The following is a 20,474-nucleotide window of genomic DNA, read 5'->3' as shown; positions in this document are numbered from 1 at the left end:
CGGGCTCTGAACCCAAGGAGAGCAGGGATGACGATGATCCTCATCGGTGCGCTGCTGGTCGTTGCCGGCGTCGTCTATATGGCCGGCGCGGCGCTCGGGCGCGGGCGGCTCAGCGAGCCGACACCGCTCGGCACAGCCACCGACCGGACGGCGTCAAGATTGGCCGCGCCGACACTCGAGCCGCGGCGGCGCGGACTCGGTTTCCTCGGTCTGTCGCGGAACTGGCCGGGCCTGCTGATGGCGGGCGTCGGCGCCATGCTGCTGCTGTCGGCGATGCTTTGAGGCGTCTCAGCGTTTCAGGGAAACGCTGAGACTGAACACACTTCCTGGAATTGCTGGGCCAAACTCCAATCCCGGAGATTGGCTCCTCATCCCTCAGCTTGCCTTGGCCAGAAGCTTGTCCTGCGTCTTCGTCTCGAAGTCGCTGGCGTCGTGGCGCTCGTGCAACTGGAAGGCCGGGTCGCCGGAGAGGCGGTTGACCATGCGGCCGCGCTTCACCGCCGGCCTCGCGTCGATGGCGTCGGCCCAGCGCTGCACATGTTCATACTCATGCACCGACAGGAACTGGTGGGCATCGTTGTAGCTGCGGCCCTTGGCCAGGCCGCCATACCACGGCCACACCGCCATGTCGGCGATCGTATAGTCCGGCCCGGCGAGGTATTCGCTCTCTGCCAGCCTGCGGTCGAGCACGTCCATCTGCCTCTTGGTCTCCATGGCGAAGCGGTCGATCGCATATTCGATCTTCTCGGGCGCATAGGCGTAGAAATGGCCGAAGCCGCCGCCGAGATAGGGGGCAGACCCCATCTGCCAGAACAGCCAGGAGAAGGTTTCGGCCCGCGCCGCCGGATCCTTCGGCAGGAATTCGCCGAACTTTTCCGCCAGATAGGTCAGGATCGCGCCGGATTCGAAGACGCGGATCGGCTTCTCGCCGCTACGGTCCATCAGCGCCGGGATCTTGGAATTGGGATTGACCTCGACGAAGCCTGAGCCGAACTGGTCGCCTTCGTTGATGCGGATCAGCCAGGCATCGTATTCGGCACCCTTGTGGCCGCGCGCCAGAAGCTCCTCAAGCATGATCGTCACCTTCTGGCCGTTGGGCGTGGCCAGCGAATAGAGCTGCAGCGGATGCTTGCCGACAGGCAGTTCCTTCTCATGCGTCGGGCCGGCGATCGGCCGGTTGATGCTGGCGAAGGTGCCGCCATTGGGCTTGCTCCAGGTCCAGACTTTCGGCGGTGTGTATTGGTTCATCGGGAGGCCTTATGGGGTTTGGCGGGGTGCGGGTTGATCGGTCGGTTCGAGCTAAACTTAGGTGCGACCGAGCGCGCGTCAAATAGGGAAGTCCAAAATTTGTTGAACTATTGTCGAGGCGCAGCCATTTCCGTTCTCACCCGCAAGGGGAAGGGGAGAGCAACCCTTGCGCCTCCCCCCATCCGCCATACCTATAGAGGAAACGATCTTGCCAGGATGAACCGATGACCATCGACCAGATTTCACGCTCCGTCGTGGCCGTCCGCGCCACGGTTCCCGACGATGCCTTCACCGCCAACACGCTAGGCACGCGCCGCGAGGGCAGTGGCGTCGTCATCCGCGACGACGGGCTGGTGCTGACCATCGGCTATCTCATCACCGAAGCCGAGGAGGTCTGGCTGACCGACCAGGACGGCCGCGTCGTGCCCGCGCATGCGCTGGCCTACGACCAGGAATCGGGTTTCGGCCTGGTCCAGGCGCTGTCGCCGCTCGGCCTGCCGGCGGTGGCGTTGGGCGACGCCCACAAGGCCAAGGTCGGCGACGCCGTGACGCTCGTCGACGGCATCGGCCAGAGCGTGCGCTCTCATATCGTCACCAAGCAGGAATTCGCCGGCTACTGGGAGTATCTGCTCGACGAGGCGATCTTCATCGCGCCCGCCCATCCCTCATGGGGCGGCGCGGCGCTGTTCGGCAAGGACGGCAACCTGCTGGGGGTCGGCTCGCTGCGCCTGCAGATGAGCCGCGCCGGCGAAGTCGCCGACATCAACATGATTGTGCCGATCAACCTTCTGCCGCCGATCCTCGACGACCTGCTAACGCGCGGCCAGGTGGTCAAGCCGCCGCGCCCGTGGCTCGGCGCCTTCTCGGCCGAGTCGAACGGCGTGGTGGTGGTGATGAGCGTCACCGAAGGCGGCCCCGCCGCCAAGGCCGGCCTGCGCCAGGGCGACATCATCTCCGACGTCAGGGACGGGGAGGTCGACGGCCTTGCCGATTTCTACCGCAAGCTCTGGCAAAACCCGGCCGGCTCCGAAATCCCGCTGCGCGTGGTGCGCGACGGTCGCGAGACCTGGCTCCGCGTGAAATCCGCCGACCGCAACAGCTTTCTCAGGAAGCCGCATCTGCAGTGAGGTTGAAGCTGCCGATCTCCCCCCTTGTGGGGGAGATGCCCGGCAGGGCAGAGGGGGCGCGAAGGATCGCATCCTTTGATCTATTCTCTACAGAGAATCATGAACGAAGCCGAGATGTAACTCGCTGATAGGCTGGCGGGACAGCGCCCCCCTCTGGCCTGCCGGCCATCTCCCCACAAGGGGGGAGATCGGCGGTTTCGGCGCTGCGCAACGAGGACCCGTCTGATGCCGCCCGTAAAAGTCGATCCCGGCAAGGTGCATGAATTCGCCGATGCCGATCGCTTCCGTGCCTGGCTCGCCCGTCACCACGCCAGCGAGACCGAGGTCTGGATCAATATCCACAAGGTCGGTTCCGGCCTGCCCTCGATCACGCCGAAAGAGGCCATCGACGTCGCGCTGTGCTTCGGCTGGATCGACGCGGTGCGCAAGAGCCTGGACGACAAGAGCTACCTGCAGCGCTATACGCCGCGCGGCAACAAGAGCACCTGGAGCAGGATCAACGTCGACAATGTCGCCCGCCTGGTCGAGGCGGGTCGCATGACCGAAGATGGGCTGCGGCAAGTCGAGGCGGCCAAGGCCGACGGCCGCTGGGCGCGCGCCTATTCGGCCAAGGAAATGACCATCCCGCCCGACCTGCAGGCCGCCATCGACGCCGAGCCGAAGGCGAAGGCGATGCTGGCCGGGCTCAACGCCCAGAACCGCTTCGCGCTCACCTTCCGCACCCACAACATGAAGACCGAGGCCGGCCGCAGGAAGAAAATCGCCGACCTCGTCGAGATGCTGAAGCGCGGCGAGACGATCCATCCGCAGGGCAAGAAATAGCTCGGCCGGCGCAGCCCGGCATCAACGGAAAACGCCGCCTCGGGTCGGAGGCGGCGTTTCCGGGGTGGGATGGTCCAGGGGGGTCGGGACCATCCGGCCATGAAAAAGCAATCCCGGTGGGAGGAGATCGGGACTTAGGCCGCCTTCTTGGCGACGTGCTTCTTCACATGGTGCTTCTTCACGTGATGCTTCTTGGCGTGATGCTTGCGGTGCTTCTTCAGGTGATGCTTGCGGGCGTGATGCTTGTGATGCTTCTTGTGATGGGTGGCCTTGGCGGCGGGCTTCGCCGTCTCGGTGGTCGCGGCCGGAGCAGCAGTGGTCGTGGTGGTGGTCGTCGTCGCGGCAGGGGTGGTGGTGCCCGCGTTGGCGGCGCTGGTGCCGAGCGCCGGCACCGCGAAAGCGAGCGCGACGGCCAGGCCGAGAACGGAGAGAAGGGTCTTTTTCATAATCGGCATTTCCTTTTCGAAGATCGATATGTCGCTGGCCGCACCCGGCTGCTCCGGGAATGGTTATGCCACCCGGTTTTTTCGCGAGTTTTTCCCAACTGTTGAATCTTGTTTCTGGATTGTTTCCGCCGGGCGGGGCCACCGCTGGCGCCAGATGTTCGCGGCAGTCCAGCCGGAACTGGCGCAACGAACGAAATCTTTTCTCTAATCAACTGGGCGCGGCAGTTGGAATGTCGCATTCTGGTTGTGAGGACGTTGAGGGAACAACATGACCGGCACGACAGCACACTCCGGCAAGGTCGCCCTCGTCACCGGCGGCAATCGCCATATCGCGTTGGAAACCGGCCGCCGGCTCGCGGCGCTCGGCTTCACTGTGCTCGTCGGCGTGCGCGACCTCGCCAAGAGCGGGGCGGTGGCGAAGAAGCTCGCGGGCAATGTCGAGGCGATCGCGCTGGACCTTGCCGCGCTTGATGGACCGGCCCTTGCCGCGGCCGAAGTGGAGCGCCGTTTCGGTCGGCTCGACGTGCTCGTCAACAACGGCGCCATCCGCTACGACCTGTCCGCTCGGGCCTTGCTGCCCCACCGGACGTTGGGCCGCAAGGCCTTCGAGACCTATGTCGTCGGCGCCTGGCGGGTGGCGTTCGCATTCGGGCCGCTGCTCGGCGCCTCCGGTCATGGCCGGCTGGTCATCGTCTCTCCCGAGGCCGGTTCCTCGGCCTCGACGGACGTCGGCGCGCCGGCCTATTCGACCGGCAGGGCGACGCTCAATGCGCTCACCCGGATCCTGGCGGACGAACTGCGCGGCGCCGGCGTCCTGGTTAACGCGATCAGCTCTGACTGGGTGGCCGACAAGGGCAAGCCCGACGGCCGTCCGGTCGCGCCAGGGGCGGCCGGCATCGTCTGGGCCGCGACATTGCCGGACGATGGCCCGACCGGCGCCCTGTTCCGCGACGGCAAAAGGCTGCCGTGGTGAGTGGGAATGCTCACCCCACCGGCACCTCCAGCCCGACCTTCACCCGGTCCATCGCCACAAACGTGCGAAACCGCTTCACGTTGTTGTTTGCGAAGAACAGCCGCCTTGTCAGCGCCTCGTAGTCGGCCATGGTCGCCACGGTGACGACGAGGATGAAGTCGGCCTCGCCGGTCACGTAATAGCATTGCTGCACCTCAGGCACTTCGGCGAAGCCGCGCTTGGCGGCGTCGATCAGTTCGGCGCGCTCGCTCTCCACCTCGACCTCGACGAAGATCGTGATCGGATGGCTGACCTTGGCCGGATCGACCAGCGCGACATTGGCGCGGATGACGCCGGTTTCTTCCAGGCGCTTTATGCGCCGCTGCACCGCCGGCGCCGACAGGTTGACGGCCTCGCCGATCACCCGCTGCGGCGTCGTGTTGTCCTTCTGCAGGACGGCGAGGATGGCGCGGTCGAAAGCGTCGAGATCGGGTGAGGCGGACATGGCGAGGGTTCCAAACGAAACAAACTTGCATTTCAGGCAGCAAAACAGAGCGCCTTTCTCGCCCTCCTTGCAATAAATTTCCGCCATCAAGACGGAGGAAGCCGGCCCATGTTCCTTAACCACCACCCGGATCATCGCCAGCCGCTGACCGAGCAAGACGCCGCGACGCTCGGCACGGCCGGGGCCGTCGAAGCGGAACGCTTCCTCGCCGCGCGTGACAACCATGCCGAGACGCCGCTGCACGCCCTGCCGGCGCTCGCCGGCGAACTGGGCATCGGCGCCCTGCACGTGAAGGACGAGGGGCAACGCCTCGGCCTCGGCAGCTTCAAGGCGCTGGGCGGCGCCTATGCCGTGATGCAGCTGGTGCTGGAGGAGGCTGGCAGGAGGCTTGGTCGCACCGTCGATGTCGCCGAGCTGCATAGCGCTGACGTCAAGGCGATTGCCGCCGGCATGACCTTCGCCTGCGCGACCGACGGCAATCATGGACGCTCGGTCGCGCAGGGCGCCGGCTTGGTCGGCGCGCGTTCGGTCATCTTCGTCCATTCTGGTGTCAGCAACGAACGCGTGGCGGCCATTGCCCGCTTCGGTGCCGAGATCGTGCGCATCGCCGGTGACTACGACCAGTCGGTCAGGGAAGCCGCCCGCGTCGCCGCCGAGCGCGATTGGACGGTCGTCTCCGACACATCCTGGCCGGGCTACGAGCGCATACCGGGACTGGTGATGCAGGGCTATACCGTGATCGTGCGCGAGGCGCTGAAGCGCTTGGCTCAGCCGCCCACACACATCTTTCTGCAGGCCGGCGTCGGCGGCTTCGCCGCGGCGGTGGCCGGCCATTTCGCCATCGTGCTTGGCGAGGGTCGCCCGCGGGCAATCGTGGTCGAGCCCGCGCGGGCGGCCTGCCTCTATGAAACCGCAAAGGCAGGACATCCCATCGCGATAGCGCACAGCAAGCCCACGGTAATGGCGATGCTCGAATGCTATGAGCCGTCGCTCGTCGCCTGGCGGGTGCTGTCGCGGATCGGCGATGCTTTCATGACCGTGGACGAGGCCGACGCGGTTTCGGTGATGAGCCGCCTGGCGCGGCCTTCAGGCGATGATCCGGCGATCGTCTCCGGCGAGAGCGGCGGGGCAGGGCTCGCCGGGCTGATCCGCGCTGCCGGCGATAAGAAGCTGCGGGCCGCCCTCGGGCTCGATGCCGATTCGCGCGTGCTCATCGTCAATTCCGAAGGCGCAACCGATCCCGGCCGCTATGCCGATCTGGTCGGGATGGCGCCGGAGGAGGTTGGCCGGGCGAGGCAGCCGGCATGAGCAATCTAACGATAAACGCCGACCGTCTTCTGCGCCGTATCGATGAGCTCGGCAGCATCGGCCGCGATGCGCAGGGCCGGCTCGTCCGCGTCGCCGCTTCCGATATGGACAGGCTCGGCCGCGACCGCCTCGTCGGCTGGCTGCAGGAGGCAGGGCTCGAAGTCGCCGTCGACCGCATCGGCAACATTTTCGGCATCTGGCAGGACGATGCCAATGCCGGCCAGCTGCCGGTCATGCTCGGCTCGCACATCGACACGGTGATCGACGCCGGCATCTATGACGGCTGCTATGGCGTGCTCTCGGCGCTCGAGGCGATCGAGAGCCTGAAGGAGGCAGGTTTCGCGCCGGCGCGCCCGCTCGTCGTCGCCGCCTTCACCAACGAGGAGGGCGTGCGCTATTCGCCTGACATGATGGGCTCGCTGGTCTTTGCCGGCGGCGTCGGGGTGGACGAAGCGCTCGCGGCAGTCGGTACCGACGGCTCGGTGCTGGGCAAGGAGCTGGAGCGCATCGGCTATGCCGGCCGGCATCAGCCGGGATTCCTCAAGCCGCAGGCCTATGTCGAGCTGCATGTCGAGCAGGGGCCGGTGTTGGAGCGCGAAGGCATTGCCATCGGCGCGGTCGAGAACCTGCAGGGCATTTCCTGGCAGCGCATCATGATCGAAGGCGAGGCCAACCACGCCGGCACCACGCCGATGTCGATGCGCCGCGATGCCGGCGTCGCCGCCGCGCGGGCGATCGGCTTCCTGGCGGACCGCGCCGGCGCCTCGCCGACGCCGACGGTCGCCACCGTCGGCACCATCGCCTTCGAGCCCAACGCCATCAACGTCATTCCGTCGCGGGCGACCTTCACCGTCGATCTCCGCGATCCCGACGAAACGCACCTTCGCGAGGAAGAGGCGGCGCTCGCCGCCTTTCTCGACGACCTTGCTGCAGGCGCCGGCGTCACCGCCCGGGCTGAAAGCCTGGCGCGTTTCGGGCCGGTGACCTTCGATGCCGGCATCGTCTCGCTGATCGAGGAGATTGCCGGAGCCGCCGGCCTTTCCTGCCGGCGCATCACCTCGGGCGCCGGCCACGACGCACAGATGATTGCGCGCATCGCGCCGTCCGCGATGATCTTCGTGCCGAGCCGCGGCGGCATCAGCCACAACCCGGCAGAGTTCACCGCCGCTGGCGAACTGGTTGCCGGCGCCAACATTCTGCTCGGCGTCGCCGCGCGATTGGCGGCCGATTGAGCAGCAGAAAACGCGGCTCGCCGGCTTCGGCGGCACAGTGTTGCCAAGCCATGACACCACCAAAAATAGTCAGGCCGAAGGCGTCGAGTCTCGCAGGGGTTCGCATCCGGCGACATCGGGCCGAAACAAACTTCAATCATTCAGCGAGTTTAGACAGCGAATTTTCGCGCGCGCCAATAAGTTCAGTGCCTCGAAGAAAGAATGCCATGCTGCTGCTCAACCAACGACCCGAACATAACCAGCCGTTGGTTGCGGCCGATGCCGAGTCCCTCGGCGTGGCGGGAAGCGAGCGGGCCGAGCACTATCTCAAGGCGCGGCACAACCATGCCGAAACGCCGCTGCACGCCTTGCCGGCACTGGCTAATGAGCTCGGCATCGCGGCACTGCACGTCAAGGACGAGGGCCAGCGTCTCGGCCTCGGCTCTTTCAAGGCGCTGGGTGGCGCCTATGCCGTCATCCGGCTGGTGCTGGAGGAGGCAGGCAAATGGCTCGGTCGCATCGTCGATATCGGCGAGATCAACGACGCCAAGGTGCGCGAGATCGCGTCCGGCATGATCTTTGTCTGCGCCACCGACGGCAATCATGGCCGCTCGGTCGCGCAGGGCGCCGGCCTGGTCGGCGCGCGCTCTGTGATCTTCGTCCATGCTGGCGTAAGCCGTGAGCGTGTCGCTGCCATCGCCCGCTTCGGCGCCGAGATCGTCCAGGTCGAGGGCGGCTACGATCATGCGGTGCGCGAAGTCGCCCGCGTCGGCGCCGAGCGCGGCTGGAAGATCGTCTCCAACACGTCCTGGCCGGGCTATGAACGGGTCCCCGGCCTGGTCATGCAGGGCTATACGGTGATCGTGCGCGAGACGCTGCGGCACATGGCCGAGCCGCCCACGCATATCTTCCTGCAAGCCGGCGTCGGCGGCTTCGCCGCGGCGATCGCCGGCCATATGGCGATCAGGCTTGGCGGGCGGCGGCCGAAGGCCGTGGTGGTCGAGCCGGGGCGCTCGGCTTGCGTCTACGCCTCGGCTGAAGCCGGGCGTCCGGCAACGATCGCGCATCAGCAGTCGACGGTGATGGCGATGCTCGAATGCGCTGAGCCGTCCCTGGTCGCCTGGCGCGTGCTGGCGCGCGTCGGCGATGCCTTCATGACGGTGGAGGAAGAGGATGCGGTCGCCGTGATGAGGCGGCTGGCGCGACCCTTGGGCAACGATCCGGCAATCATCTCCGGCGAGAGCGGCGGTGCGGGGCTCGCCGGACTGATCCGCGCGGCAGGCGACAGGCATATGCGGGCGGCACTCGGCCTCGACAGCCATTCGCGCGTGCTCGTCGTCAACTCGGAAGGAGCGACCGACGCCGGCCGCTATGCCGAACTGGTCGGCGTGAGGCCGGACGACGTGCTGATGCAGCTTGCCTGAAGCTTCGCCGTAGCAGGCTTGGCGACTCGCCGTAGCAGGCTCGGCGACTTCGCCGTAGCAGGCTTGGCGACTTCGCCGTAGCTTCCGTCCGGATGCGTAGAGAACAGACTTAGGGACGAAGATGGCCAAGCTCGACGAACTGGCACTGCACCGCGAGATGACGGCGTGGCGGCATGATCTCCACACCCATCCCGAATTCGGTTTCGAGGAGAAGCGCACCGCCGCTTTCGTCGCCGAAAAACTGCGCGAATTCGGGCTGGAGGTCGCCGAGGGTATTGGCGGCACCGGCGTCGTCGGCACGCTGACCAGGGGCAGCGGCAACCGCGCGATCGCGCTGCGCGCCGACATGGATGCGCTTCGCATCGCCGAGCAGGGCACGATGGACTACCGCTCGCAGACGCCCGGCACCATGCATGCCTGCGGCCATGACGGCCACACCTCGATGCTGCTCGGCGCGGCCAAGCTGCTCGCCAATGAAGGCGGCTTCGACGGCACGGTGCGATTCATCTTCCAGCCGGCCGAGGAGTGGGGCAGGGGTGCGCTCGCCATGCTGGACGACGGGCTCCTCGAGCGCTTCCCCTTCGAGGAGATCTTCGGCCTGCACAATATGCCGGGCCTGCCCATCGGCCATTTCGAGACCCGCGTCGGGCCGATCATGTCGGCCGAGGACAATTTCGAGATCGTGCTGAAGGGTGTCGGCGGCCATGCCGCGCGTCCGCATGCCGGCCAGGAGACGCTGGTCGCCGCCTGCGCGCTGGTCGTCAATCTGCAGACCATCGTCTCGCGCCGCTTGAGCCCTGCCGACATCGGCGTCGTCTCGGTCACCGAGCTGATCACCGACGGCACCCGCAACGCGCTGCCCGGCTTTGCCCGCATCCTCGGCGACGCCAGGAGCTTCCGCCCCGAGGTGAGCGCGGCGATCGAAAGCGAGATGCGCCGCATCGCCCAGGGCACCGCGCAGGCCTATAACGTTGCTGCCGACGTCACTTACACGCGCGAGTTCGTGCCGCTGGTCAACGACGCCGGCCTTGTCGACGAGGCTTTTGTCGCGGCCCGAAGCGTGCTGGCCGACGACGCCGTCGGCGCCGCGGCGGAGCCGATGACCGGCTCGGAGGATTTCGCCCGCTTCCTCGTCCACGTGCCCGGCTGCTTCGTCTTCCTGGGCAATGGCGCCAGCGCGCCGCTGCACAACCCGTCCTACGACTTCAACGACGAAGGCCTGCTGCACGGCGCGCGATTCCATGCTGCAGTGGCGCGGCGGCGGCTGGCGGCAGGGTCATAGGGGCTCCTACACCCCATCCGCCTTCTCGATCTCCTCGAGATAAAACATCTTGCTCGGCTGCAGATGGTCGACGCAGAGCTGCGCCAGCACCCAATTGTCCCGGCGCTTCATCGCCTCGATCATGAACCAGTGGTGCTGGCGCGAGACTTCGAGCTTGTCCGGGTCGGCGAGCGAGTTCGCCCGCACCGGCAGGCTGAGCCGCATGTAATGGTCGATCGACGACACCAGATAGTCGTTGCCGCAGGCCGAGAACATGGTGAGGTGGAAACGGTCGTTGGCCTCGTGGATGCCGCGTAAATAGTGGGCGTCGACATGGGCGCTGTAGATCCGGTGGATCTCCATCAACTCGTCGATCAGCGCATCGCTTGCCGGCAGCGGGATCATCAGCGCCGCCTGCCGCTGCAAGAGCTCGCGCACTTCGTAGATCTGGCGCACCTCTTCCGGCGATAGCCGCCTCACCATCGCGCCCTTGTTGCGCTCGCGGGTGACGACGCCGAGCTTCTCCAGCTGATAGAGCGCCTGGCGGATGGTGTGGCGCGACACCGGGAAGCGGCCAAGCAGCACGTCCTCGACCAAACGCGTGCCGGGCGCCAGGCGGCCGAAGATGATGTCCTCCTCCAGCGCCCGCACGACGTCGGCTTCCTTGCCGCCATAGTCTGCCACGTGGAGCATTCCCTTGTCCTTGCCGCGTCCTTTGCGGTCACTCTAGCCGCAGACAGAGCCTTTCCGCAACTGCAGGGAACGGTCACGATAATCGATAATACTACACGCATAGCAAGTCAAAACCGCCCATATCTTGGGTATTCCCGCCGGAGTATAGTTCATAATTATTGACAATATGAGCCGTTGGCCTATGATTCCGGTCAGCGGCAGCCCACCCGGGCGCCCGCAGTCAGCGTGAGTTTCAGCCCAAAGGTGTCGATTGCCGTATCGCGGCCTCAGGAAGGGAGTGACCAGCTACGGCGACGCGGCCTTCTCGCTGTTCCTGCGCAAGGCCTTCATCAAGGCGGCCGGCTATTCGGACGATGCGCTGGAGCGGCCGATCGTCGGCATCGTCGACACCGCCAGCGACTACAATCCCTGCCACGGCAACGCGCCGCAGCTGATCGAGGCGGTCAAGCGCGGCGTCATGCTTTCGGGCGCGCTGCCGATGGTGTTCCCGACCATCTCCATCCACGAATCCTTCGCCCACCCGACCTCCATGGTGTTGCGCAACCTGATGGCGATGGACACCGAGGAGATGATCCGAGCGCAGCCGATGGACGCGGTGGTCGTCATCGGCGGCTGCGACAAGACCTTGCCGGCGCAGATCATGGGCGCCATCAGCGCCGACCTGCCGACGGTCGTGGTGCCGGTAGGCTCGATGGTCGTCGGCCACCACAAGGGCGAGACGCTGGGCGCCTGCACCGACTGCCGGCGCCTGTGGTCGAGCCACCGCGCCGGCGATATCGACGCCGCCGAGATCGACCTCGTCAATGGCAGGCTGGCGCCCTCGGTCGGCACCTGCATGGTCATGGGCACCGCCAGCACCATGGCGATCATCGCCGAGGTGATGGGCTTCTCGCTGCCTTTCGCCGCCTCCATTCCGGCGCCCCATGCCGAGCGCGTCCGCTCGGCGGAAGCGAGCGGACGCGCCGCCGCCACGCTTGCCGTCTCCGGCGCACCGCTGCCCGGCGCCATCGTCACGCCGGCGGCCATCCGCAACGCCATGGTTGTCATGCAGGCGATCGGCGGCTCGACCAACGGCATCATCCATCTCTCCGCGATCGCCGGCCGGGCCGGGCATCCGGTCGATCTCGCCGAGTTCGACAGGATCGGCCGCGAGGTACCGGTGCTGGTTGACCTGAAGCCGTCTGGCGAACACTACATGGAGCATTTCCACCAGGCCGGCGGCGTGCCCAGGCTGCTGGCCGAGCTCGTCGATGTCCTCGACCTGACGACGCCCATGGTCGAGGGCGGCACGCTCGGCGACCGGGTCATGAAGCCCGGGGACATGCATGCGCAGGACGTCATCCGGCCGCTCGGCCGGCCGGTGACTGGGCAGGGCGCCATGGCCGTGCTGTCGGGAAATCTCTGTCCGCGCGGCGCGGTCATCAAGCATTCCGCTGCCTCGCCGGCGCTGATGCGGCACAGCGGGCGCGCCGTCGTCTTCGAATCCGTCGCCGACCTGGCCGAGCGCATCGACGATCCGGCGCTCGACGTCACCGCGGACGACGTGCTTGTGCTGCGCAATGCCGGACCGCGCGGCGCGCCCGGCATGCCCGAGGCCGGCTACATCCCGATCCCGAAGAAGCTGGCGGCGCTCGGGGTGAAGGACATGGTGCGTCTCTCGGATGCCAGGATGAGCGGCACCGCCTTCGGCACGGTGGTGCTGCATATCTCGCCGGAGGCGGCCGCCGGCGGTCCGCTCGCTTTGCTGCAGAATGGAGACATGATCCGCCTCGATGTGCCGGCGCGGCGCATCGACATGCTGGTCGACGACGCCGAACTGGCGCGCCGGGCGGCGATTGCCCGCCCGGCGGTGGAGCGGCCGGCGCGAGGCTATGCCCGGCTCTACCACGACCACGTGCTGCAGGCCGACCAGGGCTGCGACTTCGATTTCCTGACCGCGTCCGGCGTCGCCGCGGAGGGCCCCGAATGAGCGCCGCGCATCTCCCGGCGGGGACGGAGCCCGGCAGTGCCTGCCGCCGCTGGCGCCGGCGCGGCGCACCGCCCTGCGCCTGCCGGAAGGCAGTTGCGACGCCCATGCCCATGTCTTCGCCTCGGCCTGTCCGCTCGACCCGGCGCGGCTACACGCCGGCGATGGTCACGGTCCAGGACTACCGCCGGGTCATGGACGCCTATGGCATCGATCGCGCCGTGCTGCAGCCAAGCGTCTACGGTTTTGACAACAGCGCGCTGCTGTCGGCGCTCGCGGCCATGCCCGGCACGCTGCGCATCGTCGATGAGGCCTATCGCAGGCCGCGCCCGGCCTGATCCAGGCGGTAACGGTTTCTTCTCTGGTTTTGTGCACACTGCCCTGCAACAGGGCGGATAAAAACCGGGCATGGCGGACGACAAGACACGCAAGGGGGAGTTCTGGGCGCTGGCGCTGGAACGTGCTCATCTCGGCGTCTGGGACTGGAACGTCGCCAGCGGCGATTGCTACTACTCGCCGACCTGGTTGAAGATGCTCGGCTACGCCGAGGGCGAGCTTGCCGCCACGGCGGATCTCTGGCTGACGCTCACCCATCCCGACGACCGCGAGCGGGCGCTGGCCAGCGGCGAGCGCCACATCGCCGGCCTGACGGAGTCCATCGAGACGGAGCTGCGCCTCAGGCACAAGGATGGCCACTGGGTCTGGGTGCTCGACCGCGGCGGCATCGTCGAGCGCGACGCCGAGGGCCGGGCGCTGCGGCTGATGGGCGTGCAGACCGATATCACCCGGCGAAAACAGGCCGAGGCGGCACTCGATGAGGTCAATGTGCGCTTCCGGCTGGCGCTCGCCGCCAGTGGCACCGGCATCTGGCACTATGACATCGCCACCAACAAGAGCTTCTGGGATGCCCGCAGCCGGGAAATCTTCGGCCTGGTCAGCGATACCGACGAGGTCTCGGCCGGCCTCTGGCACACCTATCTGCATCCCGATGACAAGGAGGCCACCGAGCAGGCGCACCTGCCGCCGCCCGGATCGGAGGCGGTAACCGCTTCGCAATACCGCATCATCAGGCGCGACGGCGAGATCCGCCACCTTGAATCGCTGGTCCGCTTCATCGCCTGCGCCGGCGGCGCCGGCCAGATCCTCGGCACCGTGCGCGACATCACCGAGGACAAGAAGCGCTCGCAGGAACTCACCTACGCCGCCAACCACGACGCCCTGACCGGCCTGCTCAACCGCGCCGCCTTCGACCGACTACTGGCTGACCACATCGCCACGCAGCGCCGGCTGCCGCTCGCCGTCTTCTATGTCGACCTCGACTACTTCAAGGCGCTGAACGACTTCGCCGGCCATGCCGCCGGCGACCTCGCGCTGAAGAGCATCGCCGCCGGCATCCTCGCCAGCCTGCCGTCATCGGCGCACGCTGCACGCCTTGGCGGCGACGAGTTCGCGCTGCTGGTGCCGAACTGCGGCCAGGCCGAGGCCGAGCGGCTGGCCGGCGCGGTGCTTGCCGCGGTGCGCGACGCCGAGCTCGGCGCCACGACGCGAAGGCTCGCGGCCAGCATCGGCATCGCCTTCGTCGCCCATCGCGACACCACGGTAGCCGATGCACTGGCCTGCGCCGACGACGCCTGCTACGCGGCCAAGGCCGCCGGCCGCAACCGCTTCGCGGTGTTCTCGGCCGAGACGGCTTCCGGCTCCGGCGGCCTCAACGCGGCGCGGCTTGCCGCCGACCTCGTCGATGCCATGGAGGACGGCAGGCTGAAACTGTTCGGCCAGCAGATCCATCGGCTCGGCCAGCCCTGGCGCTACAGCCGCCAGGTCGAGGTGCTGGCCAGGCTTTCCGCCCGCAACGGCAAGATGATCCCGCCCGGCGAGTTCATTTCGGTGGCGGAGCGCTTCGGCATCGCTTCCAGGCTCGACCGCTGGATCGTCAGGGCGGCGCTGGAAATGCACGGTCCGGCGATGCGCTCGGGCGCCATTTCGCTCGGCTTCAACCTTTCGGCGCAGACGCTGAGCGACCCGCAGCTCTGGGAGTTCGTCGATGCCGTCATCGCCGAGACCGGCGCGCCGCCGGCCGGCATCGGCTTCGAGATCACCGAGACCGCCGCCGTCACCAATTTCGACGCCGCCGAGGCCTTCGTGCGCAAGGCGCGCGAGCGGCATTGCCGGGTCAGCCTCGACGATTTCGGCGCCGGCATGAGCTCGTTCGAATATCTCAGGCGCTTTCCGGTCGACGCCATCAAGATCGACGGCTCCTTCGTCGAGCACATCGCCGAGAGCCGCTTCGACCGCGAGATCGTCTCGGCGATTTCCGGCATCGCCAGGAGCCTCGGCTGCAGCGTCGTGGCCGAGAAGGTCGAACAGCGGGTGGCGATGGACATCCTTCGCGACATGGGCGTCGCCTACGGCCAGGGCTTTCTGCTGCACCGGCCGGAGGCGCTGGAGGCGATCGTCGCCAGGGCGGTTGGCGAGGCGGCCCTTCCGGCTCGGTTGACCCGGTCGGCCTAAGAAATTCTTAATCGGGGTCAGGCTAATGCTCTGCCGGACCGATTGTTCCGCTCAAGGCATGATGTCTTGGCTCGATGTGCGGTGCCCCGTTGCATGACGAACGGGCGTGCCCGAGAGACCGGCAATGTCCTCACTGTCCGCGCTGAACAACGCCGCCCTGCTGATCCTGCAGCAGCAACGCCCGCAATCGGCGGCGGCTGAAGACAGTCTCGTCGCCGGCATCGATGGCGTTTCCAGTCCCGACGGTTCCGGCTCGGGCTCGCCTCTGATGCAGGCGCAGGCCAGGATCTCCGGATCCATGTTCAGCGTGAACAGCCTCAACATCACGGCAATGAAGGTCCGGCTGATGGAGCGCGTCGGCAAGGAATTCGGCATCGACCAGGGCGACTACCAGTCCCTGTTTTCCTACGGCACGGCCGTCAAGAACGCGGTCGAGGCGTTGAAACAGAAATCCGCTGCCGAGATCATCGCGATCGAAAAGAAGCTGGGGTTGGACCAGCTCGGCGTTTCGCTCGACACGCTCGTCAATGCGATCATCGATCCGCAAGGCAGCGATGGCGACAGGCTGGACGCGGCGCTGAGCAAGCAGGCTGGCGGTCACGCCAAGGGCGAGGGGAAGGCCGCCGGCCCGATCCAGCCGGACGAGATCGGTCTCTACGGCCGCTGAACGGTTGCGCGTAAGGACGGCAGGCCTGGTGCCGGCTTCCTCATCGGGTCACGAAAATAAGCGACTGCTAAAATTGAAGCTGCGCATTTAAGGGCGCCGTAATCCGGCCGGACAGATGATCCGCCATCGACAATGGCGGCCGCGTGCCGGGTGGGAGACGATGATGAAGCCTTTTCCTTTGCTGCTGGCCGCCTCGGTCGGCCTGTTCGGCATTCTCGCGGCGCAGCAATCCCTCGCGGGCGAGTTCTCGGACCATGGCGGCCCGGTGACGGCGACGCTGCCCGACGAAGTCGACGAAGGCACCACCGCCAGCCATGAAGGCGACAAGGGCGATCACAAAGGCGATCATAAGGGCGAGGGCGCCGGCGCCGGCTCGCATGAGGGCGACCAGGGCGACGGCGACCACGATGGTGATCACGAGAGCGGCGATCATGAAGGCGACGGCCATGATGGCGGCGATGGTGGCGGTGACGGCGGCAGCGGCGGTGACGGTGGCGGCGGTGATGGCGGCGGCGACAGCGGCGGCGATGGCGGCAGCCATGAAGGCGGCGGCGACGCCTGAGTCGCGGCGCCTGAAACTGCCAATCTCCCCCTCGTGGGGAGATGCCCGGCAGGGCAGAGGGTGCTGTCCCCGCCAGCCTAGGTGACTACCCCATCAACCACCGCAACACCCCGGACGACGCCACGCCGATCACCACGGTCGGCAGCATCGACAGCCGGGTCGCCGCGAGCAGCGTGATGGCGAGCGCTGCCAGGTCGGCGGGGTTCTTCGAGACGAAATCCGGCGCAATGACCGAGATCAGCACGCAGCCGGGCGCGGCTTCCATCACCGCCGTGGCGCGGCGGCCGAGCGTGCGGTTGCGCAGCACGACATAGCCGCCGATCCTGGTCAGATAGGTGACGCTGGCCATCAGCACGATGGCGATGAGGTTGGCCGGATCGATCATGGCTCGTCTCCCGAAAACATATAGGCCGCGACCAGCCCGGAAAGCGCGCCGGCCGCCACATACCAGGCGCCGGGAACGATGAGATAGGTGAGCGCCGCCACCACCAGGCTGACCAGCCACGGCCGCGCTGCGGCAAAGCCCTTCCACATGCCGCGCATCAGCACCAGGAACACCGCCGGGAAGGCCATGGCGAAACCGTAATCCTCGACATTGCCGAGCACCGGGCCGAGTGCTGCGCCGGCGGTGGTGAAGGCCACCCAGGCGAGGTAGAAGGGCAGGGCGGTGCCGGCATAGTAGGGCAGGCTGAAGGCCGGGTTCAGGCCCGCGGCCGCCCTTTGCCTTGCATCCGCCAGGCCCAGCGCCCAGCTCTCGTCGCACATCAGGAACAGTGCCGGAAACACCTTGCGCAGGGGCAGCTCGCGCAGGAACGGCGCGAGTGCCGCCCCCATCAGGAAATGGCGGCTGTTGACCAGCAAGGTGATGGCAGCGATCAGAAGGATATGCGGCGGCGAGGTCCAGAGCTGGATCGCCGCGAACTCGGAGCCACCGGCGAAGTTCATGCCGGTCATCAGCGGAACCTCGGCGACGCTCAGGCCCTTCTGCGCGGCCTGCGCGCCGAGCACCAGCGCATAGGGAACGATGCCGAGCAGCACCGGCGTCGAGGCGGCCACGCCGCGCCGGAATTCGGACCGCTGGCGGTACGGCGCCTCGTCCAGGGTCAGGCTTGCTTGCGAGATGCTCATGGGACTCCTTGCGCGAACGAAGCCGGGCGCGCCTCGCGGCCGCCTGCGTCCGAACCATCCGATGTCGATGACTATATGCCGGTAAGCATAGGCCAAACGCCGAGCAATTTGGTTGCGAAGATTCGCCTTTTCTGCCAGGAATTGGCATTGGATATCGCAATCAGGCAGAAAGATGGAATCCTGAGCCATGAAGCTGGATGAGATCGACAAGCGCATCCTGCGCGCCCTGCAGCGCGACGGGCGCATGGCCAACAACGATCTGGCGCGGGAAGTCGGCCTGTCGCCCTCGCCGTGCCTGAGACGGGTCAAGCTGCTGGAGGAGGCCGGCGTCATCGACCGCTATGTCGCCGTGCTCAATCCGGCCAAGGTCGGCCGCGGCCACACCTTCTTCACCCGCATCTGGCTGAAGCAGCAGGACGAGGACACGATCGAGCATTTCGCCGCCGAAGCCGCCAAGCTGCCCGAGGTGATGGAGTGCTACCTGATGCTCGGCGACTGCGACGCCATGGTGCGTGTTGTGGCCGCCGGCATCGACGAATACCGCCGCTTCCAGTCGGAGCATCTCAGCCGCATCAAGGGCGTGCAGAACGTCAAGACCGAGGTGCCCAGCCAGACGATCAAGCAGACCTCCGAGATGCCGCTTTAGGGCGGAACGGCCAATCTCCGCCCTTGTGGGGGAGATGCCCGGCAGGGCAGAGGGGGGCGCTGTCCCGCCGGCCTTAGCTTCGGCGTCGGCCCCTAATGATGCGTGTGGCTGTCGTTGCGCTTGCGGGTCGCCGCCGCCTTCTTGGCCGAGGCCGACCGGCTGGCCGCCGGCCTCTCGCCGGAGGCCTTGCCGCCCATCCTGCCGCCCTTGTGCGCGGCCGGGTTGCCGGTGTGCTTGCCGCGTCCCGAGCCGCCTTCCTTCTTGCCGCCGCCATCGTCCTTGTTGACGGTCGCCCAGGCGCGCCGCTCGGCCTCCTTCTCGGACACGCCGCGGTGCTCGTAGCCCTCGGCGATATGGTCGGCCTTGCGTTCCTGCTTGTCGGTGTATTTCGATTTGTCTCCGCGTGGCATTTTTCTGCTCCATTGGATGCCGATCAAGGGGAACGGCCGGCGTCGAGCCTCGTTCCGATCATCCTCGTCCCGGCACGTCTCTTTGGTGGAATGGTCTTGGCGCCGCGAAGCCGGTTGAGGACGCGCAGGCCGGTTTCGTATTTCGCGGTCGAAACACCGGCCTGGCGCGCCTGCCAGAGATTGTCGTTCAGGTCGGCCCGCTTGACCGGCAGCGCAAGCCGGTTCGACGCGGCCCTGCACAGGAACCCTTGCTCGGTCTCGTCCAGCCTTCTCGTCAGCGCATCGACGGCGGCGACGACGGGCGAGCCGAAGCCCGCCGTCCTTAACCGGGCGAGGGTCCAGCCTTCGCCTTTCTCGACGACGTCATGCAGATAAGCGACGATCTTCTGGTCGAGCGTCTCGACCTGTTCGGCGACGCGCCGGCTGTGCTCGATATAGGGTTCGCCGGTCTTGTCGGTCTGCGACCGATGCGCCTCCTGCGCGATCCTGGCCGCGCGGTACAGCATGCTCATTCTCTTGTTTCCTTGCCTGGTCCTCGGTCAGCCCTCAGCCTTCATCGTGCGCGCTATCTCCAGCAGCCGCTGCCGGTCGTGGCCGTGCTCGCGGATGAGTTCCCGGGCCTGTTTCGGCGAAAGGTCGGTGTTTTCCGCCAGGAACCGCACCAGCGGATCGTCGCCGCCCTTGGTGGGCAGCCCCGTCGCCTCGGGAGCATGGCCCGCACCGGGCCGCCGCGGAACGGCGCCAGCGGCGCCAGTATCCTTGTCGCGAGCATCCTTGTTCTTGTTCATTGCGTGCTCCTTCCTGTTGGGAGGAGAACCCTTCGCGAAGCATCAGGTTCCCCCGCAGGAACTTTGCCCGCGCCGTCGCATTGCAACGAAGCCCGGCAGGTCGCACCAGCCGGGCTGCGGCACCCCGTAGAAAGCCGCGCAGGCGGCGGGAGAGGCGATGCCAGAGAATACGAAGAACCAGATCCTCCGTCCGATCCCGGCAAATGCGATCCACATCTGCGTGGATATGCAGCAAATGTTCATGCCGCCGGGCCCGTGGGCCGTCGACTGGCTCCCCGAAACATTGCCGAAGGTCATCCAGCTTGTGGAAAGGCAGCCAGCGAGAACGGTCTTCACGCGGTTCATTCCGGCCCGCAGGCCGGGCGATGGCACCGGCCAGTGGCGCGATTACTATTTGCGCTGGGCCGACATGACGCTCGAGCGCGCAGGCGCCGACATCATCGAGCTTGCACCGGAGCTGCGGCGGTTCGTTCCGCCCGCGCGCCAGTTCGACAAATTCGTCTATTCGCCCTGGTTTGGCGGCCGGCTGCAGCGGGCCCTGGCGCAGGACACCGTCGACACGGTGATCGTGAGTGGCGGCGAGGCCGACATGTGCGTGCTGGCAACGCTGCTAGGCGCGATCGACTTCGGCTACAGGACGGTCCTGGCTCAGGATGCGATCTGCAGCACCTCGAACGAGGCCTACGACGCCATCGTCAGCCTTTTCAGCAAGAGATATTCACATCATGTCGAGGTCGCTCCGGTCGAGGTCATCCTGGAGCTTTGGCGCTAGGCTGAACCGCCATATCGCTTCGCCTTG

The 20,474-nt window shown here is 66.8% G+C and carries 24 protein-coding genes and 1 pseudogene; 16 read left to right on the top strand and 9 right to left on the bottom strand.

Going from position 1 to position 20,474, the window contains the following annotated elements; genetic code table 11:
• The first annotated feature begins 27 nt into the window (after positions 1-27).
• On the top strand, positions 28-282 hold the full coding sequence (locus EN786_RS33760) for a hypothetical protein (RefSeq protein WP_127286278.1): 255 nt from the start codon (positions 28-30) through the stop codon (positions 280-282).
• Between the two features lie 93 nt (positions 283-375).
• On the opposite strand, the gene yghU is transcribed toward EN786_RS33760, so the two are convergent.
• The gene (gene yghU / locus EN786_RS33755) at positions 376-1,248 is read right to left on the bottom strand and encodes a glutathione-dependent disulfide-bond oxidoreductase (protein ID WP_127286279.1); all 873 of its coding nucleotides are present in this window, start codon (positions 1,246-1,248) and stop codon (positions 376-378) included.
• 224 nt (positions 1,249-1,472) lie between these two features.
• On the opposite strand from yghU, the gene EN786_RS33750 reads away from it, so the two are divergent.
• Positions 1,473-2,375 (top strand): S1C family serine protease, encoded by a 903-nt coding sequence (locus EN786_RS33750; RefSeq protein ID WP_127286280.1) that lies wholly within the window; start codon positions 1,473-1,475, stop codon positions 2,373-2,375.
• Positions 2,376-2,600: 225 nt separating this feature from the next.
• On the top strand, positions 2,601-3,197 hold the full coding sequence (locus EN786_RS33745; protein WP_127286281.1) for a YdeI/OmpD-associated family protein: 597 nt from the start codon (positions 2,601-2,603) through the stop codon (positions 3,195-3,197).
• Positions 3,198-3,331: 134 nt separating this feature from the next.
• On the opposite strand, the gene EN786_RS33740 is transcribed toward EN786_RS33745, so the two are convergent.
• A complete protein-coding gene (locus EN786_RS33740; protein WP_127286282.1) occupies positions 3,332-3,643 on the bottom strand; it encodes a hypothetical protein in 312 nt (103 codons plus the stop codon).
• A gap of 28 nt (positions 3,644-3,671) precedes the next feature.
• Between EN786_RS33740 and EN786_RS33735 the strand changes: the two genes are divergently transcribed.
• Both EN786_RS33735 and EN786_RS33730 read left to right on the top strand, forming a co-directional pair.
• Positions 3,672-3,851 (top strand): hypothetical protein, encoded by a 180-nt coding sequence (locus EN786_RS33735; protein ID WP_127286283.1) that lies wholly within the window; start codon positions 3,672-3,674, stop codon positions 3,849-3,851.
• A 60-nt stretch (positions 3,852-3,911) separates the two neighbouring features.
• Positions 3,912-4,616, top strand: coding sequence for an SDR family NAD(P)-dependent oxidoreductase (locus tag EN786_RS33730; protein WP_135909661.1), 705 nt, complete (start codon positions 3,912-3,914; stop codon positions 4,614-4,616).
• A 10-nt stretch (positions 4,617-4,626) separates the two neighbouring features.
• Here the strand turns inward: EN786_RS33730 and EN786_RS33725 are convergent, their stop codons facing one another.
• A complete protein-coding gene (locus EN786_RS33725; RefSeq protein WP_127286778.1) occupies positions 4,627-5,100 on the bottom strand; it encodes an Lrp/AsnC family transcriptional regulator in 474 nt (157 codons plus the stop codon).
• Between the two features lie 108 nt (positions 5,101-5,208).
• Here EN786_RS33725 and EN786_RS33720 point away from each other — a divergent pair, with 108 nt between their 5' ends.
• The 4 genes from EN786_RS33720 (at position 5,209) to EN786_RS33705 (ending at position 10,325) form a co-directional block, all read left to right on the top strand.
• The gene (locus tag EN786_RS33720) at positions 5,209-6,408 is read left to right on the top strand and encodes a diaminopropionate ammonia-lyase (protein ID WP_127286779.1); all 1,200 of its coding nucleotides are present in this window, start codon (positions 5,209-5,211) and stop codon (positions 6,406-6,408) included.
• On the top strand, positions 6,405-7,640 hold the full coding sequence (locus tag EN786_RS33715) for a Zn-dependent hydrolase (protein ID WP_127286780.1): 1,236 nt from the start codon (positions 6,405-6,407) through the stop codon (positions 7,638-7,640). Before EN786_RS33720 ends, EN786_RS33715 begins: the two co-directional genes overlap by 4 nt.
• Before the next feature lie 206 nt (positions 7,641-7,846).
• Complete coding sequence (locus EN786_RS33710; protein WP_127286781.1) at positions 7,847-9,043, top strand: diaminopropionate ammonia-lyase; 1,197 nt, start codon at positions 7,847-7,849, stop codon at positions 9,041-9,043.
• A 121-nt stretch (positions 9,044-9,164) separates the two neighbouring features.
• A complete protein-coding gene (locus EN786_RS33705; protein ID WP_127311267.1) occupies positions 9,165-10,325 on the top strand; it encodes a M20 aminoacylase family protein in 1,161 nt (386 codons plus the stop codon).
• A gap of 6 nt (positions 10,326-10,331) precedes the next feature.
• On the opposite strand, the gene EN786_RS33700 is transcribed toward EN786_RS33705, so the two are convergent.
• Positions 10,332-10,997, bottom strand: a complete 666-nt coding sequence (locus EN786_RS33700) for a GntR family transcriptional regulator (protein WP_127284576.1) — start codon at positions 10,995-10,997, stop codon at positions 10,332-10,334.
• Positions 10,998-11,274: 277 nt separating this feature from the next.
• On the opposite strand from EN786_RS33700, the gene EN786_RS33695 reads away from it, so the two are divergent.
• The 5 genes from EN786_RS33695 to EN786_RS33675 all read left to right on the top strand — a co-directional run bounded on the left by EN786_RS33695 (position 11,275) and on the right by EN786_RS33675 (position 16,703).
• Positions 11,275-12,966 carry a dihydroxy-acid dehydratase gene (locus tag EN786_RS33695; protein ID WP_135909659.1) on the top strand — a complete coding sequence of 564 codons (1,692 nt, stop codon included), beginning with the start codon at positions 11,275-11,277 and terminating at the stop codon, positions 12,964-12,966.
• 110 nt (positions 12,967-13,076) lie between these two features.
• A complete protein-coding gene (locus tag EN786_RS33690; protein ID WP_127311712.1) occupies positions 13,077-13,301 on the top strand; it encodes a hypothetical protein in 225 nt (74 codons plus the stop codon).
• A gap of 70 nt (positions 13,302-13,371) precedes the next feature.
• Positions 13,372-15,474 carry an EAL domain-containing protein gene (locus EN786_RS33685; protein WP_127311711.1) on the top strand — a complete coding sequence of 701 codons (2,103 nt, stop codon included), beginning with the start codon at positions 13,372-13,374 and terminating at the stop codon, positions 15,472-15,474.
• A gap of 124 nt (positions 15,475-15,598) precedes the next feature.
• On the top strand, positions 15,599-16,141 hold the full coding sequence (locus tag EN786_RS33680) for a hypothetical protein (protein WP_127311710.1): 543 nt from the start codon (positions 15,599-15,601) through the stop codon (positions 16,139-16,141).
• Positions 16,142-16,304: 163 nt separating this feature from the next.
• Entirely contained in the window at positions 16,305-16,703 is a 399-nt protein-coding gene (locus EN786_RS33675) for a hypothetical protein (RefSeq protein WP_135909657.1), read from the top strand.
• Between the two features lie 85 nt (positions 16,704-16,788).
• Here the strand turns inward: EN786_RS33675 and EN786_RS33670 are convergent, their stop codons facing one another.
• Positions 16,789-17,088, bottom strand: a complete 300-nt coding sequence (locus EN786_RS33670) for an AzlD family protein (protein WP_127311682.1) — start codon at positions 17,086-17,088, stop codon at positions 16,789-16,791.
• Positions 17,085-17,831 carry an AzlC family ABC transporter permease gene (locus EN786_RS33665; protein ID WP_127311681.1) on the bottom strand — a complete coding sequence of 249 codons (747 nt, stop codon included), beginning with the start codon at positions 17,829-17,831 and terminating at the stop codon, positions 17,085-17,087. Before EN786_RS33665 ends, EN786_RS33670 begins: the two co-directional genes overlap by 4 nt.
• A 187-nt stretch (positions 17,832-18,018) precedes the next feature.
• On the opposite strand from EN786_RS33665, the gene EN786_RS33660 reads away from it, so the two are divergent.
• On the top strand, positions 18,019-18,477 hold the full coding sequence (locus tag EN786_RS33660) for an Lrp/AsnC family transcriptional regulator (protein WP_127284584.1): 459 nt from the start codon (positions 18,019-18,021) through the stop codon (positions 18,475-18,477).
• Positions 18,478-18,569: 92 nt separating this feature from the next.
• On the opposite strand, the gene EN786_RS33655 is transcribed toward EN786_RS33660, so the two are convergent.
• The 3 genes and pseudogenes from EN786_RS33655 to EN786_RS33645 form a co-directional block, all read right to left on the bottom strand.
• Positions 18,570-18,887, bottom strand: a complete 318-nt coding sequence (locus EN786_RS33655; protein ID WP_127284585.1) for a plasmid stabilization protein — start codon at positions 18,885-18,887, stop codon at positions 18,570-18,572.
• Positions 18,888-18,991: 104 nt separating this feature from the next.
• A pseudogene (locus tag EN786_RS33650) lies at positions 18,992-19,399 on the bottom strand (HD domain-containing protein); the annotation flags it as partial.
• Positions 19,400-19,426: 27 nt separating this feature from the next.
• Positions 19,427-19,675, bottom strand: a complete 249-nt coding sequence (locus EN786_RS33645; RefSeq protein WP_127311679.1) for a hypothetical protein — start codon at positions 19,673-19,675, stop codon at positions 19,427-19,429.
• Positions 19,676-19,832: 157 nt separating this feature from the next.
• Here EN786_RS33645 and EN786_RS33640 point away from each other — a divergent pair, with 157 nt between their 5' ends.
• Complete coding sequence (locus tag EN786_RS33640; RefSeq protein ID WP_127311678.1) at positions 19,833-20,447, top strand: isochorismatase family cysteine hydrolase; 615 nt, start codon at positions 19,833-19,835, stop codon at positions 20,445-20,447.
• Positions 20,448-20,474: the final 27 nt, after the last annotated feature.

The sequence above is a fragment of the Mesorhizobium sp. M4B.F.Ca.ET.143.01.1.1 genome, from assembly GCF_004792275.1.
Classification (GTDB): Bacteria; Pseudomonadota; Alphaproteobacteria; order Rhizobiales; family Rhizobiaceae; genus Mesorhizobium; species Mesorhizobium abyssinicae.
The sequence above is the reverse complement of the archived record's forward strand: the minus strand, read 5'-3'. Positions and strand labels throughout refer to the sequence as shown.

Excerpts from the sequence above, each read along its gene's own strand:
- EN786_RS33760 (WP_127286278.1), top strand. The coding sequence starts at position 28 with ATGACGATGATCCTCATCGGTGCGCTGCTGGTCGTTGCCGGCGTCGTC.
- yghU (WP_127286279.1), bottom strand. The coding sequence starts at position 1,248 with ATGAACCAATACACACCGCCGAAAGTCTGGACCTGGAGCAAGCCCAAT.
- EN786_RS33750 (WP_127286280.1), top strand. The coding sequence starts at position 1,473 with ATGACCATCGACCAGATTTCACGCTCCGTCGTGGCCGTCCGCGCCACG.
- EN786_RS33745 (WP_127286281.1), top strand. The coding sequence starts at position 2,601 with ATGCCGCCCGTAAAAGTCGATCCCGGCAAGGTGCATGAATTCGCCGAT.
- EN786_RS33740 (WP_127286282.1), bottom strand. The coding sequence starts at position 3,643 with ATGAAAAAGACCCTTCTCTCCGTTCTCGGCCTGGCCGTCGCGCTCGCT.
- EN786_RS33735 (WP_127286283.1), top strand. The coding sequence starts at position 3,672 with ATGTCGCTGGCCGCACCCGGCTGCTCCGGGAATGGTTATGCCACCCGG.
- EN786_RS33730 (WP_135909661.1), top strand. The coding sequence starts at position 3,912 with ATGACCGGCACGACAGCACACTCCGGCAAGGTCGCCCTCGTCACCGGC.
- EN786_RS33725 (WP_127286778.1), bottom strand. The coding sequence starts at position 5,100 with ATGTCCGCCTCACCCGATCTCGACGCTTTCGACCGCGCCATCCTCGCC.
- EN786_RS33720 (WP_127286779.1), top strand. The coding sequence starts at position 5,209 with ATGTTCCTTAACCACCACCCGGATCATCGCCAGCCGCTGACCGAGCAA.
- EN786_RS33715 (WP_127286780.1), top strand. The coding sequence starts at position 6,405 with ATGAGCAATCTAACGATAAACGCCGACCGTCTTCTGCGCCGTATCGAT.
- EN786_RS33710 (WP_127286781.1), top strand. The coding sequence starts at position 7,847 with ATGCTGCTGCTCAACCAACGACCCGAACATAACCAGCCGTTGGTTGCG.
- EN786_RS33705 (WP_127311267.1), top strand. The coding sequence starts at position 9,165 with ATGGCCAAGCTCGACGAACTGGCACTGCACCGCGAGATGACGGCGTGG.
- EN786_RS33700 (WP_127284576.1), bottom strand. The coding sequence starts at position 10,997 with ATGCTCCACGTGGCAGACTATGGCGGCAAGGAAGCCGACGTCGTGCGG.
- EN786_RS33690 (WP_127311712.1), top strand. The coding sequence starts at position 13,077 with ATGTCTTCGCCTCGGCCTGTCCGCTCGACCCGGCGCGGCTACACGCCG.
- EN786_RS33685 (WP_127311711.1), top strand. The coding sequence starts at position 13,372 with ATGGCGGACGACAAGACACGCAAGGGGGAGTTCTGGGCGCTGGCGCTG.
- EN786_RS33680 (WP_127311710.1), top strand. The coding sequence starts at position 15,599 with ATGTCCTCACTGTCCGCGCTGAACAACGCCGCCCTGCTGATCCTGCAG.
- EN786_RS33675 (WP_135909657.1), top strand. The coding sequence starts at position 16,305 with ATGAAGCCTTTTCCTTTGCTGCTGGCCGCCTCGGTCGGCCTGTTCGGC.
- EN786_RS33670 (WP_127311682.1), bottom strand. The coding sequence starts at position 17,088 with ATGATCGATCCGGCCAACCTCATCGCCATCGTGCTGATGGCCAGCGTC.
- EN786_RS33665 (WP_127311681.1), bottom strand. The coding sequence starts at position 17,831 with ATGAGCATCTCGCAAGCAAGCCTGACCCTGGACGAGGCGCCGTACCGC.
- EN786_RS33660 (WP_127284584.1), top strand. The coding sequence starts at position 18,019 with ATGAAGCTGGATGAGATCGACAAGCGCATCCTGCGCGCCCTGCAGCGC.
- EN786_RS33655 (WP_127284585.1), bottom strand. The coding sequence starts at position 18,887 with ATGCCACGCGGAGACAAATCGAAATACACCGACAAGCAGGAACGCAAG.
- EN786_RS33645 (WP_127311679.1), bottom strand. The coding sequence starts at position 19,675 with ATGAACAAGAACAAGGATGCTCGCGACAAGGATACTGGCGCCGCTGGC.
- EN786_RS33640 (WP_127311678.1), top strand. The coding sequence starts at position 19,833 with ATGCCAGAGAATACGAAGAACCAGATCCTCCGTCCGATCCCGGCAAAT.